Source organism: Sorangium sp. So ce394 (assembly GCF_051474665.1).
Classification (GTDB): Bacteria; Myxococcota_A; Polyangia; order Polyangiales; family Polyangiaceae; genus Sorangium; species Sorangium cellulosum_D.
In genome coordinates this window covers 2,090,466-2,105,648 of sequence record NZ_CP150339.1, presented here as the reverse complement: position 1 = coordinate 2,105,648, position 15,183 = coordinate 2,090,466, and the positions used below count along the sequence as shown (strand labels likewise).

Annotated in this window: 9 protein-coding genes; 6 read left to right on the top strand and 3 right to left on the bottom strand. The window is 72.6% G+C overall.

Translation table 11 applies throughout. The features are described from left to right. Nucleotides 1–55: 55 nt before the first annotated feature. A complete protein-coding gene (locus tag WMF33_RS07705) occupies nucleotides 56–1,246 on the bottom strand; it encodes a hypothetical protein (protein ID WP_437336528.1) in 1,191 nt (396 codons plus the stop codon). Between the two features lie 331 nt (nucleotides 1,247–1,577). Here WMF33_RS07705 and WMF33_RS07700 point away from each other — a divergent pair, with 331 nt between their 5' ends. The 5 genes from WMF33_RS07700 (at nucleotide 1,578) to WMF33_RS07680 (ending at nucleotide 10,971) form a co-directional block, all read left to right on the top strand. Then, complete coding sequence (locus WMF33_RS07700) at nucleotides 1,578–2,654, top strand: DUF1566 domain-containing protein (RefSeq protein WP_437336527.1); 1,077 nt, start codon at nucleotides 1,578–1,580, stop codon at nucleotides 2,652–2,654. Between the two features lie 131 nt (nucleotides 2,655–2,785). Further along, on the top strand, nucleotides 2,786–5,206 hold the full coding sequence (locus WMF33_RS07695; protein WP_437336526.1) for a type VI secretion system Vgr family protein: 2,421 nt from the start codon (nucleotides 2,786–2,788) through the stop codon (nucleotides 5,204–5,206). 52 nt (nucleotides 5,207–5,258) lie between these two features. Beyond that, the gene (locus tag WMF33_RS07690; RefSeq protein WP_437336525.1) at nucleotides 5,259–6,269 is read left to right on the top strand and encodes a DUF2169 domain-containing protein; all 1,011 of its coding nucleotides are present in this window, start codon (nucleotides 5,259–5,261) and stop codon (nucleotides 6,267–6,269) included. 18 nt (nucleotides 6,270–6,287) lie between these two features. After that, the gene (locus WMF33_RS07685; RefSeq protein WP_437336524.1) at nucleotides 6,288–10,502 is read left to right on the top strand and encodes a DUF6531 domain-containing protein; all 4,215 of its coding nucleotides are present in this window, start codon (nucleotides 6,288–6,290) and stop codon (nucleotides 10,500–10,502) included. Nucleotides 10,503–10,518: 16 nt separating this feature from the next. Next, nucleotides 10,519–10,971, top strand: coding sequence for a hypothetical protein (locus WMF33_RS07680; RefSeq protein WP_437336523.1), 453 nt, complete (start codon nucleotides 10,519–10,521; stop codon nucleotides 10,969–10,971). A gap of 79 nt (nucleotides 10,972–11,050) precedes the next feature. On the opposite strand, the gene WMF33_RS07675 is transcribed toward WMF33_RS07680, so the two are convergent. Continuing rightward, nucleotides 11,051–12,214, bottom strand: a complete 1,164-nt coding sequence (locus WMF33_RS07675) for a DUF2169 domain-containing protein (RefSeq protein ID WP_437336522.1) — start codon at nucleotides 12,212–12,214, stop codon at nucleotides 11,051–11,053. A gap of 122 nt (nucleotides 12,215–12,336) precedes the next feature. Between WMF33_RS07675 and WMF33_RS07670 the strand changes: the two genes are divergently transcribed. Beyond that, nucleotides 12,337–13,011, top strand: coding sequence for a hypothetical protein (locus WMF33_RS07670; RefSeq protein WP_437336521.1), 675 nt, complete (start codon nucleotides 12,337–12,339; stop codon nucleotides 13,009–13,011). 9 nt (nucleotides 13,012–13,020) lie between these two features. Here the strand turns inward: WMF33_RS07670 and WMF33_RS07665 are convergent, their stop codons facing one another. Beyond that, nucleotides 13,021–15,180 (bottom strand): DUF2169 family type VI secretion system accessory protein, encoded by a 2,160-nt coding sequence (locus WMF33_RS07665; protein WP_437336520.1) that lies wholly within the window; start codon nucleotides 15,178–15,180, stop codon nucleotides 13,021–13,023. Nucleotides 15,181–15,183: the final 3 nt, after the last annotated feature.

Below are 15,183 nucleotides of genomic sequence, written 5' to 3'. Positions count from 1 at the left end.
CGTCAAGAATCAAGCCACGGAAACCCGGAACACCTCATCTGGACACGACGCTGCCCTAGCGCCTCGACGAGGCATAAAGCCTCTGCTGCCGGTCCACCGGATCCAGATCGGACGCGACGTAGAGCGTGCACTCGTCTGGCGAGAGCGACGGCGTCATGACGGCGATCTCCGGCTTGAGGTTCGCCAGCAGCATCCTGGCATTCTCCCCGCTCAGAGGCAGCCCGTCGGCTCCGAGCCGCACGTAGAAGCTCCGCAGCACCGACGCCTCCGCGCAATCGCCCCGCGCGTTGTAGGGCGCCTGGAAGAAGAGCACGCTCCCATCCGGCGTCACCCACGGCGCGAGGTCGTCGCCCTGCGCCGGGCACTGGCCGGGCAGGACGATGTCGAGCTCCTGCGCCTCCGTGTCCTCGGCGAGCTTCGTGAGGAGCCGGCTCGTGATCTGCCCGCCCTCCTGGTGCTTGCTCATGAACCAGTACCGGTAGGGCCAAATGCCGTGGGCCACCGCCACCGAGCGGCTCCCCCCGTCCAGGTTGAGCGCGTCGAACGTCTCCGCCTGGCTCGCCTCGAGCCGGTCCGCGACGAACAGCAGCGGCAGGCTGCCCGGCCCCGCGAGGAGGCGATCGAAGAGCAGCGAGCCCTCGGGGAAGTCCGTGTGCGGCGAGCGCGCGTCGACCGGCAGGAGGAGCGGGCCCGATTCCGGCTGCGGCGAATTGACCGCGGCGCTCGCGATCACCTCGCCCGCCGTCCAGGGCCGCCCCGTCGCCGTGGCGATCTGCGTGTCGCTCGATCCGAACGTGGCCACGTAGACGAGCCGCTGCGTCGCCGCGCCCTCGCCCTCGCCGGGCTCCTCGCGCACGCGCGGGAACGCGGGCTTCGATCCCTCGACCTCGATCGCCGTCGGCGCGCCGAACGACAGCACGCCGCCGCGGTCGGCGCAGCGCACGCACGTCTCGCTGGGCGTGCAGAACTCCCCCGCCTTGCACGCCGCGCAGCCGCCCTCGCCTCCCCCGCCCGACACCGCTGTCGACGACGCGCCACCCCCGGAGCCGCCGTCGCCCGGCGCGCCAGCGGCTCCGCCATCGCCGCCGGTCCCCACCATGCCTCCGGTGTTGTCTCCGCCGCCCCCGCGTCTCGCGTACCCGTCCCAGTCTGCACCGATGACCTGCGCACAACCCACGGCCGCGGAGACCGCAAGCCCGACCAACACCACCGTTGCCCACGCGTCCGTCATCGTCTCGCCAGCCATGGCGCCGGAGCCTCCGGCACCGACGCTCCCGCGGCAAGAAAGTCGACGCCGTAACCGCCGCCGGCTGGCCGGAGCTACGATGGAAGCCTCACCGTTGCCAGGCGCGCAGGGGGCGCACGTCACTGCTCGATGTTGAGCAACTGGCCCGGGCGGCCTTGGTCGATCGCGCAGCGATGGACCAGAATCATCGCGGCAGCGCCAGCGTGGGTTGTACACAGTCACCACTCGTGCCCGCTCACGGCGGCCCCATCCCGCTTCTTGACGCCCGGTGCGCATGGGGTTGACGCTCCACGGGATGTCGAGCGGCATGGTTGCGAGGACGTGTGCGGCGATGACTCTGGTCGGGCTGGCGGCTTTCGCCGTCCTCGGGTGCGCGCAGATCATCGACGCGCGCTGGGATGAGTACGCGACCGGAGAAGACGCCGGCGACACGACTGGGACGAGCGTCAGCAACGGTGCCGCGGGCGCGCATGGCGATGGAGGATCGGGCGCCGGGGGAGGAGCCAGCGGAGGGACGCCCACGGTGCCGGTGACGTGGCCGGACTCGCCGACGAGACGCTGCTCCGACGGGACGATCGTGCTCGAGGCGTGCCCGGAACCGTCGGAGCCCGTCTTCGGACAGGATGGCAACTACGAGATCGCCGTTCCCTCCTACACGGAAGACGATGACACCGTAAAAGACTCGGTGACCGGGCTCACGTGGGAAAAGGTGACGGAGGACGGGATGTTCACGCTACAGGGCGCGATGGAGCACTGCACGACGCTCAGCGTCGATCAGGTCGGCGGCATCGCGAAGTGGCGCCTGCCGACGCGGCGCGAGCTCGTCTCCATCCTGGATTTCGGCCACACCACGGCGTTCCCTGACATCTTCTTCACGAGCCCCCAGGACAGCTTCTACTGGTCCGCGACCGACGTCGCCGACGACGACCACTATGCGTGGGGCGTGCTCGCCGCCGACGCGTCCGTGGGGTTCTTCCGGAAGGACATGTCCGGCGCGCGAGCGCTGTGCGTCGGGGGCGAGGGCGGGGTGGAGTCGCCCGATCTTTCGTTCGGCGAGGAGTGGGTGCTCGATCGGCGGACGGGGCTCGTCTGGGAGCGTCACGCCTCCCTGACCCGCTTCGTCTGGAGCGGCGCGCTCGCCCACTGCGAGGAGCTCACCCTCGCCGGCAAGGGCGACTGGCGGCTGCCGAGCGCGAAGGAGCTGCTCTCGATCGTCGACGATCGACGCTCCGGGCCGGCGCTCGACCCGGAGGCCTTCCCGGGGACGCCGCCCGACGTCTTCTGGTCGTCGACGCCCGCCATCGGCAGCGCCGACAAGGCGATCCTCGTCAACTTCACGATCGGCACATCGCAGGACCACTCGGTCCGCGATCGGCGGCTCACGCGCTGCGTCCGCTCCGACGGGTGAACGCCGATCGCGCCGCACCGCTCTCGGGCCGACGTCGGCCCGGCGAGCGGCAACGCCGTGACTTTGCCCCCAGTTCCAGCCGGCGCCCGGACAGGTTAGGGTGACCCCACCTTCAACGGGAGGTCCGCGCCGTGAACGACGTCGATTTCGCCTTCGCCTGGGAGGGCGCCTCGGAAGCAGCTGGGCCCTGGCGACACCTGCAGGTCGTCGAGCTCCGCGGCAGCGAGGCGATCTCGAGCCTGTACCGCTACGAGCTCACGCTCGCCGCCCACGAGCCGGCCCCGGTCGTGGACCCCGAAGAGCTCATCGGGGCCCGGGCGACCCTGCGCCTCACCACGCACTCCGAGCCGGCCTACCGCGTGGTGCACGGCATCATCACCGAGGCGGAAGAGCTCGCGCCGATCTACGACGGCATGCTCTACCGCGTGGTGCTCTCGCCGCCGCTCGCGCGCTCGATGCATCGCACCCGCTGCCGGATCTTCCTCGAGAAGACGACGCGCCAGATCATCGACGCCGTGCTCCAGGGAGACTCGTCGCTGCACCGCGACGACGGCGCCTCGATCGAGCCCGACGGGGGCGACGCGCTCACCTTCCAGACGGCGCGGGAGCTCTATGCATGGCGGGTGACCGACCCCGCCCGCATCGACGACGTGGCCACGCGGCCCTACTGCGTGCAGTACAACGAGAGCGACCTCGCGTTCGTGTCGCGCCTGCTCGAGGAAGAGGGCATCAGCTACCACTTCGAGCACGGCGACAAGGCGTGCCTCCTCGTCCTCGCCGACGCCGACGGCGGCAGGGCGCGCCTCGCCCCGTTCGCCCCGCTCGGCCCGGGGGTGCTCGGCCGCGAGATCGCCACGATGAAGCTCGGGGCGCGCCTCCGGCCCAAGAAGGTGTCGCTCGTCGACTACAACTGGAAGAAGCCCGCGCTCGACATGGCCGTCACCACGACGGGCCAAGCGGACGGCGAAGACCTCGTCGACCACGAGTACCCGGGGCGGTACCCGGACACGCCCGACCAGGGGCGGCCGCTCGCCCAGGCGAAGCTCGATCGGCTGACCGTGGAGGCGAGCTACGCCGTCGGCGAGGGCACGGCGCGGATGCTCGGCGCAGGCAGCGTGTTCGCGCTGGACCACCCGATGGCGCGGTACGACGGGGAGTACCTGGTGACCCGCGTCGAGTCGCGCGGCGAGCAGCAAGGCACGCTGCCGCCGGAGCTCTCGGGGCGCTTCGCGCTGCAGGGCGTGCCGTTCACGGCGCGGTTCGAGTGCGCGCGGCGCGGCAAGAACGGGAGCGTCGCCGAGTCGCGCTTCCGGCCGGCGCGCGTCACGCCGAAGCCGCGCGTGCAGGGGACGCAGACGGCGTTCGTCACCGCGGAGCCGAGCGCGAAGGGCGCGGAGATCCACGTGGGCGGCCCGCCCGGCGCGGAGATCGGCTGCGTGCGGGTCAAGTTCCACTGGGACCAGGACGCCGAGCGGCTCGCGAAGGAGCCGTCCTCGTGCTGGGTGCGCGTGAACCAGGTGTTCGCCGGCGTCGGCGAGGGCGCGGTGTTCCACCCGCGCGTCGGCGTGGAGGTGATCGTCGACTTCGAGGAGGGCGACCCGGACCGGCCGATCGTCGTGGGCCGCGTCTACAACGGCCAGAACCGCCCGCCGGGCGGCGCGCCGACCGTGAGCACCTTCAAGACGATGACGAGCCCCGGCGGCGGCACCCACAACGAGCTGCGCTTCGACGACACCGCCGGCAGCCAGCAGATCCTGCTGCACACGCCGATGAACTGGAACAGCGAGGTCGGCAACGACCGGAGCGAGCAGGTGGCGGCGAACAGCGGCTCATCCGTGGGCAGCAACCGCAACGAGTCGACCGGCGCGAACCGCAGCACCATGGTCGGCGGGAACAACTCGGAGCTCATCGGCGCGAACGAGTCGACCACCGTCGGCGCGAACCAGAACGTGACCATCGGCGCGAACCAGACGGTCTCCGTCGCGGCGAACCAGACCCTCACCGTCACCGGCAACCAGAGCGCGAGCATCACGGGGAACCAGGAAGAGAAGGTCACCGGCAACCGCTCCGGCGACGTCACCGGCAACGACACGCTCACGGTCACCGGGACCCGGAGCGTGACCGTGACCGGGGCGCAGACGACGTCGTACCTGGCCACCCACGAGGTGAGCGTCGCCGCGAGCCAGAAGATCAACGTCGGCGGCGAGCAGACCGTGGCGGCGACCGGGCCTCAGGGGCTGAAGTCCTCGGCGAGCCAGAAGATCGAGGCGCCGTCGCAGGAGATCAAGGCCGACGGGGTGCAGGCGCTCAAGTCGACGACCCTCGCCGTGAACGCGTCGAGCACGATGAAGGTCGACACGTCGCTCTTCGATGTGAACGGCTCGACGCTGGAGCTGAAGGGCGGTCAGATCCTGATCAAGGGCGGCCAGGTGGTCATCGAGGACGGCGAGATCGCCATCAAGGGCGGCAAGGTCACCGTGAACGGCTCGCCGATCGAGATGGACGGGGGCGGGATGGTCCAGGTGACGGCAGGGCTCATCAAGCTGAACTGACGGAACTGACGGAACTACGGAACTGACGGAACCGACGAGACCGACGGCCGCGATGCGCTTCTCGAACGACACGCCGCTGCCCGCGGCGATGCTCCCGAACGCGGAGCAGGACGACCGGGTGACGGCGATCTTCCTGACCGCGATCACGTACCGGATCGCCGGCGGCCGGCTCGCCCTCGCGCCCGCCCAGCGGCCGCTCCTGCTCGACCCGGCGCTTCCGTACCCGCACGACGGGATGCTCCAGAAGAGCGTCGCGTCGGTGTGCGCGACGGGGTTCGTCTACCCGAGGGAGGGGCGCGCGCGCGAGGCCACGGCGGTGCTGCGGGTGGGCGAGCGCGACGCGGCGATCGTGGCGTACGGGCAGCGCGTGTGGCAGCGCTCGGTCGGCGGAGGGCTCGCGCCGAGCGCGCCGCTCGCGTTCGACCGGGTCGAGATGAGCTGGCGGAACGCCTACGGCGGCGTCGTGCAGGAGCCGGCGCGGGTGGTGTCGCTCGGCGACGACGACGGCGGCGGCGAGGCGTTCGTCCCGGAGCACGAGAGCGGGTATCCGCACAACTTCGAGGGCAAGGGGTTCATCACCGACGCGGCGCGCGCGCAGGACCAGCCGCTGCCGCAGCTGGAGCACCCGGAGCAGCTCATCCGGCGCTGGAACGACCGCCCCGAGCCGGTCTGCTTCGCCCCCTACCCGCTCTGGGGCGGCCTGCGCGCGGCGCACGTGTGGCACGACCAGCAGTTCGACCAGAGCGGCGCGAGCAAGCTGGCGAGCCGAGCGGCGCCACGGACGACGTTCGACGCGATCGCGCCCGGGACGCGGATCGCGCTCGGCGGGATGCGGCCCGGCGGGGAGGCGCTGGTGTTCGAGGCGCCGGCGCCGCCCGTCGCGGTGACGGTGGCCGTGGGCGGCGCGTCCGAGCGGCTCGTGCCGGCGCTCGACGCGGTCGACATCGACGCCGAGGCCGCCGAGGTACGGCTGCTCTGGCGCGCCAGCGTGAGCTACGGCCTGGTGCAGCTGGAGCACCGGCGGGCGCGGCTCGAGGCGACCGAGGCCTTCCCGCGCGGATGACGGAGGCGAGGACCGGACGTGGCGCACAACTTCCACGACATCAACGGCTGGCTGATCGTGGGCCTGGAGATGCACCAGGGGTTCCACATCTTCCCGCCGGCGCCGATGAAGTTCTTGAAGCTCGTGCTCCTGCACCCCTTCACGCTGGGGGACAAGCAGAAGCCGACGGTGCTGTTCAACGGCGTGCCCTCGGTGGCGCACCAGCACGAGCCCAAGTTCCTCTGGCCGCACCTCGGGATCGTCCCGGATCCGCTGGACGCGCTGACGCCGCTCCACATCCTGTTCGGCTCGCACAAGTGCTGGCTGCCGCGCGGCGCGGTGGAGATCTGCGGGGAGAAGGCGACCTGCTGCGTGATCGGCGGGCCGGTGTCGCTCAACGCGGACTGCTGGGACATCGGCCGGTGGCCGACCTCGCTGGTGCTCAACCCGGGGACGGTGCAGACGACGCCGACCTTCGGGGACTTCGCGATGGGGGCGGTGACGCTGGCGATCGACCTGGTGCTCGACCTGCTGTTCGAGGGGGCGGCCAAGATCGCGGGCGGGCTGCTGCTGAAGTTCGGCGGCAAGGTGCTGAAGCCGCTGTTCAAGAAGGGGAAGGACCTCGTCGGCAAGGGGCTGCGGGCAGCGACCAAGCAGATGGGGAAGGCGGGGAAGGCCCTCGGGAAGGGGGCGCGCGCGCTCAAGGGCAAGGCGGCGTCGGCGCTGAAGAACGCGAAGTGCTTCTTCACGGGGCACCCGGTGGACGCCACCTCGGGGACGGTCGTGGACCGCAAGGTGGACCTCTCGCTCCCCGGCGCGATCCCGCTCCTCTGGGAGCGTCATTATTCGTCGGCCCGCGCGCTCGAGCGAACATCGCTGGGGCGGGGCGGGTGGACGCACAGCCTCGAGCAATGGATCGAGGCGGACGAGGAGCGCATCACGCTCCGGGACGAGCAGGGGCGCGACGTCTATTTTCCCCGCATCGCCGCGGGAGAGAGCGCGTTCCACCGGCCGGACCGGCTGACGCTGCGCGCCGAGCAGGGCGGCGGCTTCTCGGTCTACAACCATGCGTCGCGCCTCACGCGACGTTTCGCGCCGGCCGCGCCGCAGGGCAGGGCCTGGCTCCGCGCGATCGAGGACGCCCACGGCAACGCGATCACGCTGGAGGTTGCGGGAGAGCGGCTCCACCGCGTCATCGACACGGCGGGCCGCGAGGTCCGCGTCAAGATGAGCCACGGCGGCCGCATCGCCCGGCTCGAGGTCTGGGCCGAGGGCATCCTCGAGCAGTGGGTCGATTACGCCTACACCAGGATGGGCGAGCTCGCGAGCGCGACCGACGCGCTCGGACACGCCGAGCATTACGGCTACGACGAGGATCATCGCATGGTGAAGACCACGCTGAAGAACGGCGTGAGCTTCTATTATGACTACGATCCCGAGACCGGCTGGTGCAGGAAGACCTGGGGCGACGGCGGGCTGCACACGGTCGAGCTCCGGGTCGATCTGGAGCAGCGGATCACGTGGCTGACCGGCAACGAGGAGCCGCGGATCCTGCGCTGGAACGAGGACGGGATCGTCGTGCGCGAGGAGACGCCGGACGGGATCGTCCTCAGGACCTGCGAGGTGGACGAGGACCAGTACGTGGTCGCCGAGGCGAACGGCGCCGGCGAGGCGACGCGGTACGAATACGATGCGCGGGGGAACAAGATCCAGGAGATCGATCCTGCGGGGAATGTGACCCAGTGGGAGCTCGAGGATGATTTGCCGGTCGTGTGCATCGGGCCCGACGGGCTGGCGACGAGGTACGAACACGACGCCAGCGGGTCGCTGACAGGGGTCGTTTATCCGTCGAGGCAGCGCTATGCGCTGAGCTATGACGAGCGCGGACACCTGCGCGCGATCCGAGGCGATGAAGGGGTGCTCGTGTCGTTCGTGGTGGACCGCCGGCACCTCGTCGTCGAAGAGGTCGACGCGCGCGGCTCGAGGAAGCTGTACGGCTACGACCGGCTGGGGCGCGTCGCATCGCGGACCGACGCGCTCGGCAGGACGAGCAGGGTGACCTACGATCGCCTCGGTCGGCCGCTGGTCGTGCGGTATCCGGACGGAACCGAGACGCAGTCGGGTTACGACGCGCTCGGCAACCTCTGCCGCATCGTCGACGCCCTCGGGCAGACCACGGAGCTGGAGCACGCCGGGACGGGCGTGCTCACCCGGTTCGAGCAGCCCGACGGGCGCGCGTGGTCGTTCAAGTACACCGCCCGAGAGAAGCTCCAGCGCATCACGAACCCGAGAGATGAGGCGTACGAGTTCGCCTACGACGCCGCCGGGAGGGTGACGGAGGAGAGGACCTTTGACGGGCGCGTGCTCCGATACAGCTATTCGGCGGGCGGGCGCCTGACCCGGATCGACTACCCGGACGGGAGCTTCCGGTCGTTTTCTCACGACCCGCTCGGCAAGGTCGTACGGGAGGACGCGACGGACGGCTCGATCCAGTTCGATCGCGATTCCACAGGGCGGCTGCTCGGCGCGGCGGTGGAGCAGGGCGGGGAGCGCATCGTGACCCGCTTTGAACGAGACGCGCTCGGACGGGTCGTGTCGGAAACGCAGGGCGGGGGGACGCTGCGCTACGGGTACGACGCGCTCGGGCGCCGCGTCCAGCGCGTCATGCCCGACGGGGTGACGACGCGGTATGCCTACGACGCGCTCAACGATCTCGTCCATGTGGAGCACGACGGCCATGGGCTCGTCATCGAGCGGGACGCGCTCGGCCGGGAGAAGGCGCGGGGCGACGCGGAGGGGCGCGTCTCGATCCGAAGCCAGTACGACGCGATGGACCGCATCATCGAGCAGCGCGCCGACGTCCGCGCGCCCGGAGGGGGCGCGCCCACGGCGGCGGTGCAGCGACTCTGGCGATACGACCCCCTGGGCCGCGTCGAGCAGGTCAGGGACGGCCGCTGGGGGGCGACGAGCTACCGCCACGACGCGATAGGGCAGCTGATCGAGGCTCGGCGTGGGTCACACCGCGACGTCTTCGAGTACGACGCCGCCGGAGCGGTGTCGATGATGCTGGAGGGGCTCGACCAGAGCGCGCCGGACGCACGACGAGCGACGTGGGAGATCGGGCGGGGAGACCTGCTCCTCCGCACCTGCCGGGCGAGGTATGCCTACGACCGGCGAGGGCGGCGGATCATGAAGGTACAGCAGGGGGAAGGGCAGGAGCCCGAGCGGACGGACTATGCTTGGGACTGCCGTGATCGCCTGCGAGAGGTGCGGCTGCCCTCCGGAGAGAGGGTCGTCTTCAGCTACGACGCCTTCGGGCGGCGGACGCGAAAGGAAGTCTTCGACGCGCGCGGCGATCGGCGGCGCGAGGTGCGCTTTCTGTGGGACGGTGACGTGCTGGCGGCCGACATCGACAGCGAGCAGGGATCCCGCTGCTTCGTCCACGCTCCAGGGACGTTCGTGCCTCTGCTCCAGTCCGAGCGGGGGGAGGTGTTCAGCTATCTCAACGATCACGTCGGCGTGCCCAAGGAGCTGCTCGACGCGAACGGGCGGGTGGCATGGTCGGCGGCGCACTCGGCGTGGGGTCGGGAAATCGAGGCGTTCGCTGGACCGGGGCGCGAGGGCGAGGCCGGCCGAGGGGTGGCGTCGCCGTTCCGCCTCCTGGGGCAGTACGCGGACGAGGAGACGGGGCTCTGCCTCACGAGGTTCCGGTACTTCGACCCGGAGGTGGGGAGGTGGTGCAGTCCGGATCCGTTGGGCCTCGCCGGTGGAGGCGACCCGTTCGGCTTCAACGCGGCGCCGACCTGGGCCGTCGACACGCTGGGGCTGGATCCGACCCCTGAGCAGATCGACCACGCCGTGAAGAACATCCCTGGGCTCACGGAAGATCAGGCGCGTCTGATCATGAACGAATCCTTCAAGCGCAACTCGTCCGCGGTCTTCGGGGGAAGCAGGATACGCGGGAACTTCAGGCCGGACAGCGATCTCGACGTGGGCTTCGGCGGGCTGTCCAAGGCCCAGGCAGGCAAGGTCATCGACAAGGCCAACGAGCTCGGCCCGCTGAGCATCGAGACGACGCGCATCGTCCCGGGGAACGGAACCAGCAACATTCCTGTCATCGAGAGCCCAGAGGAGTTCTTCATGCGAGAAGGCGTCCGTTCCGATCCTGGGCGCGTCGGAGAGCGGTTCGTCCCATCCGGGTACATCGCGTATCATCCCGACGGCAGGATCGTGGACGGCAGGATCAGGTGCTGACGCTGGAGGATGTCACATGAAGCTGCGGTGCTTCGTGAACGGAAACCCCACGGCCTCTGGGTCGCTCACCCGCCGCCCGATGAACTTCGGGCAGGGCTGCCCCGGCCTCCCCGCGCACGTGTACCGGATCGAGGCCGAGACCGGCGGATTCCTTGCTGCGATGCGGAGGGAGCTCGCTCAGCTCCGGGAGGAGCTCATCGAGGATCTTCCTTATGACGCGGAGTCGGAGGAGGTCCGCGCTCTCCAGGCGCTCGACTGGCCCGCCCTGGAGGATCTGTTGCGCCTCGACGCAGGGCTCCTGGAACGAGTCTTGTCCAAGTACCTGATCCAGGAAGTCCTCGACACGCTCCTGCCCCATCGAATCGAGGAGCTGGTGGCTCCTGCCTACGCCATCGACAGCGTGTCGACGTTGCAGATCGACCCGGCGCTCCTGCGACTCGAGGGGATCGCCTACCCGCTGGCCGCCTGATCACCGACGCCCCGGACCCAGCGACCTTCGAGGCGCTCGCGGCGACGCCCCCGTCACCTGCACCGTGAGCCGCGGAGGCTCACCACCGCCCCCACGTCACCCCGAGCTTCGTCTCCGCGAGCTGCTCCTCCGCGATCGGCGCGAGCAGCCGGACCGCCCCGCACCACGTCAGCGACACCGTCCGCCGCTCGCCGTCGATGCGAACGGTCTGCAGCACCGCCTCCGGCGTGAAAATCTTCGGCGCGCCCGGCGGCCGCACCGACAGCGCCGGCGCCTCCCCGGGCAGCGCGAACTGCACCTCCGGCTGCCCCTGCACCAGGTACTTCAGGATCACGAGCTCGTCGCCCCGCAGCCGCTCGGTCGCCAGCCCCGGCGCCGCGCCCTGCGCGAACCGCGGCAGCACCTCGTTCTTCCGGAACGGCCCCCCGAGGTCCGCCCCGTCCGCGAACGCCATCTCCCGGATCGGCTTCGCCGGCGGATCGTGCTCCAGGAAGGCGCCGAGCCCCCGCATGATCCGCGGGTACCAGGTGTGCGCCACCCAGCCGAGCCCGCCCGAGGCCGGCGCGTCGAGCCACGCCCGCGGCGCCTGCACGAAGAAGCGCGACGCCGCGAGCGGATCCCCCGGGTCCTCGATCTGCGGCAGGAGCTCGCCGTCGGCCCGATCCCGGTCCACGTCGAGGAAATACCCCCGCCCGACCTTGTTCCGCGGGTAGGCGAAGACGCCCTCCTCGCGCGGCGAGGGCTCGACCCGCCGCCCCTTGCGGCGCTCGGGCGGGTCGAGCTCGTCGTGGGCGTAGGCGTCGTAGCCGCCGTAGGCCAGGTCCCACGACAGCGGCACGCTCTCGAACGGCGCCGGATCCGGGAAGCGCACCTGCCCCTCGAGCGAGACCTCCACCCGGCGCTCGCCGAGCACCCGCAGCACGCGCGCGCTCCGCCCCGCGGCCACGCCGACCATGAGCTCGCGCACCTTGCCCGGCGCGTGCGCCCGGCCGGTCACCACCACGTCGGTGGCCGGCTTCGGCGGGAACAGGTCCATGTCGTCGCGCAGCGTGCGGTAGCGGTCGTGCGGGTCGGTCTCGATGTCGGGGTCGATGACGACCGGCGCCTGCTCGTCCGCGAGCGTCACCCGGCCGCCCGCGAAGGAGTACGTGCGCTTGGCCACGCAGACCATCCACACCTTGCCGTCGTGGCTCTTCGCGCACCGCACGGTCTGGGTCACACGCGGGGAGGCCTCTGCGCTCATCGGGCTCCTTGCAGGGTCGCGTCCGACGGGTATCTCCGCCCACGCGCGCACGCAAGGGCGAGGTCCGGCGCGCGCTCGCGACTCACCGCGCGCGGCGCCCGACCCTGCGCTACGATGCGGCCGTGACGGACGCGCCCGCCCCTCTCCCCCCGCAGCCTCCCTCGCCGCAGGATCCTGCGCCGGAGGGTCCTCTGCCGCAGGCCGGCGCCCTCGCGCCCGCGCCCGGCGCGGAGCTCGCGCCGCCCGCTCGGGTGGTGCCCCTCGCCTCGGGGCGCTCCATCGAGATCGCCGAGGAGGGCGCCGGCGAGCGGATCCAGATCCGCGCCGCGGCCGGGCAGATCCTTGTCTCCATCCGGATGACCGACGACGGGCCGGTGCTGTCGCTCGCGGGCGCGTCGCTGGAGATCGCCGCCGCGAGGACGCTCTCGCTGTCGTGCGACACGCTGCAGATCCAGGCGGCGCAGGACGCCGCCATCGAGGTGGGCGGGAGCCTGCACGAGCGGGTGCGCGGCAGCGCGGTGCGCGAGGCCGGCCGGAGCGCGCGCACCACGGCGCGCGAGGTGAAGGTCGAGGCGTCGCCCGGCGGCGTGGAGATCCGGGCCAACGACGACGTCGACATCGTCGGCGAGCGGGTGCGGCTCAACTCCGAGGATCCGCCGATGCCGCTGTCCTGGGAGGAGTTCCGCGCGCGCCAGGCGCTCGCGGCCGGCGCGCGCGGCCCCGGGCAGCCCGCCGCGCTGGCCGCCGGCGAGGCGGCGCCGCGCGCGCCGGACGACCGCTCCCGCCCCGGGGGGTGAGCGCCGGGCTCACTCGGCCCGCAGCTTGTCCAGGAGCGCCATCAGCTCGGCGGAGAGCGCCATGTTGCCCGCGGCCTTCTTCGTCCACACCCGCACGATCGGCATCAGCGCCGCCCGCTGGATGGCGAGCGCGTCGAGGACCTCGCCGGCCGCGCCGCGCTCCAGCCCCACCGCGATCCGGGCGTACTCCTCCAGGGCGATCGGGCCGCGGAACGTCTCCACGGCCGCCACGTAGGCGGCGTCGTGCGCGGCGCGCAGCCGTCCGCCGGCGCGCGCGTCCTTGTCCAGGAGGGCCCGGCAGCGGCGCTCCACCGCGTCCCAGGCGCGCTCGCCGAGCCCGTGCGCGCGCAGCACCTCCGGCCGCGGCGCGCGCCGCTCGGCGATCTCGGCCGAGATCGCCGCGAAGCGCTCCACCGGCACGTCCTCCGGTCGCACGGCCGGCTCCGGCGCGGGCGCGGGCGCGGGCGCGGCGAGCGGCGACGGGGGCTCCTTCGCGGGGCCGATCGCCGAGCTCGGCGGCGCGGAGGGCGGCGGCGCGGAGGGCGGCGGCGCGTTCGCCTGCGCCGCGGCCGGAGGCGGCAGCGAGCTCGACAGCCGTTGACCGAAGAGCGGGGGCGGAGAAGGCGGCGGCGCGCTCGACAGCCGCTGACCGAAGAGCGGGGGCGGAGGCGGCGGCGCGCTCGACAGCCGCTGACCGAAGAGCGGGGGCGGAGGCGGCGGCGCGATGCCCGGGTCGGGGACAGGCGCCGCCGCGGCGCGCCCTGCCTGGAACGGCAGCGGCTCCGCAGGCACAGGCACGAGGCCCGCGCTCAGGGTGCCCGGCGTCAGCGTGCGCGGCGCCAGGGTGTCTGCACCCTCGTCGAGGGCGCCAGCCGCCGCGCTCGGCCGCGGCGCGGCGGGCGCCGGCGGGAGCGGCGCCGACGGCCGGTCGCTCGGCGCCGCCCCGGAGGGCCGCGCGGGCGCGCCGCTCCCCTCCCCGGCCGCGCCCTGCGCCGCCGGCGCGAAGGGCAGCGCCGACGGCGAAACGAACGGCAGCACGCCGGAGGAGCCCGCCGCGCTCAGATCCGGCACGAGCGTGCTCACCATCGCCGCCGGCAGAGCTCCGCCCGCCGCCCCGGGCGCGGGCGCGACGGCGTCGCCCCGCTCCGGCGCGCTGGCGGCGACCGCCGGCATCAGCGTCTCCGCCAGCTCCGCCTCGGCCTCCGGCCGCTCCGCGGTCACCACCACCGTCACGTCCTCGGCCGCGTGCCGCAGCGGCACCGCCCCGCGCCACGTCAGCGTGCAGATCCCGCGATCCGCGTCGATCCACAGCGTGTCGCAGCGCAGCCGCATCTCCTGCGGCGCGGCGTCGCCGCGGAGCAGCGACGCGCGCGGGATCACGCCCTCCAGCACGGTCGCGAGCTCGGGGTGCTGCGGGTGCAGGTGCGCGAGGACGAGCCGCTCGCCCGCGGGCAGCTGGTCGAGCTGCTGGTCGGGCGGCGCCGCGTTGAAGTAGCCGGGATCGATGTCCTCCGGCAGCGGCCGCTCCGCCCAGGCGTCGTGGCCGAACGTGGCGGCGTGCCGGCGCAGCCTCGCGGCCCGCTCGGGCCACGAGGGTGCGATCGGCCCGAAGCCCGCGGGCGGCAGCGGCTCCGCCGGGCCGCGGAGCTCGGCGCCGGGCGGCAGGAGGCTCGGCGCCGGCCGGAGCCCGCGCGCGTCGGGCGCCGCGTTCGCGGGGATGCCCACCGGGTTCCAGCCGTCGCGCCCGCGCGCCGCGCGCTCCCACCGGAGCGACGCCCTGTCGAACGGCGCGGCCGCCGTGAGCTGCCCGCCCGCCGTCCACGCGCGCTGGCCGTGCACCTCGATCCGCTTGTCGATCGCGCCGATCGCGAGCCGCGCCACGAGCGAGGCCGCGGGCTCGCCGTGGGGCGCGTGGGCGTGGCCGACCACGAGCACGTCCACGCGGCGCTTGAACGGCGCGAGATCGCTCGCGGCCCACAGGCTCGCCCGGGGGTCGTCGCCCCACGGGACGTCCGCCTCCCACGGCGCCTCCTGCGCGGGCGCGAGGCGCGAGCGCCCCGGCTCGAGCGCGAAGGTCGCCTTGCAGACCACGGTGAGCGCGAAGGCCTCGGGGCGAGGCCGCCAGACGAGGGACGCGACGCGGAGCGGGCAGGTCGAGGAGACGCGCACGCC

Excerpts from the sequence above, each read along its gene's own strand:
- WMF33_RS07705 (WP_437336528.1), bottom strand. The coding sequence starts at position 1,246 with ATGGCTGGCGAGACGATGACGGACGCGTGGGCAACGGTGGTGTTGGTC.
- WMF33_RS07700 (WP_437336527.1), top strand. The coding sequence starts at position 1,578 with ATGACTCTGGTCGGGCTGGCGGCTTTCGCCGTCCTCGGGTGCGCGCAG.
- WMF33_RS07690 (WP_437336525.1), top strand. The coding sequence starts at position 5,259 with ATGCGCTTCTCGAACGACACGCCGCTGCCCGCGGCGATGCTCCCGAAC.
- WMF33_RS07680 (WP_437336523.1), top strand. The coding sequence starts at position 10,519 with ATGAAGCTGCGGTGCTTCGTGAACGGAAACCCCACGGCCTCTGGGTCG.
- WMF33_RS07675 (WP_437336522.1), bottom strand. The coding sequence starts at position 12,214 with ATGAGCGCAGAGGCCTCCCCGCGTGTGACCCAGACCGTGCGGTGCGCG.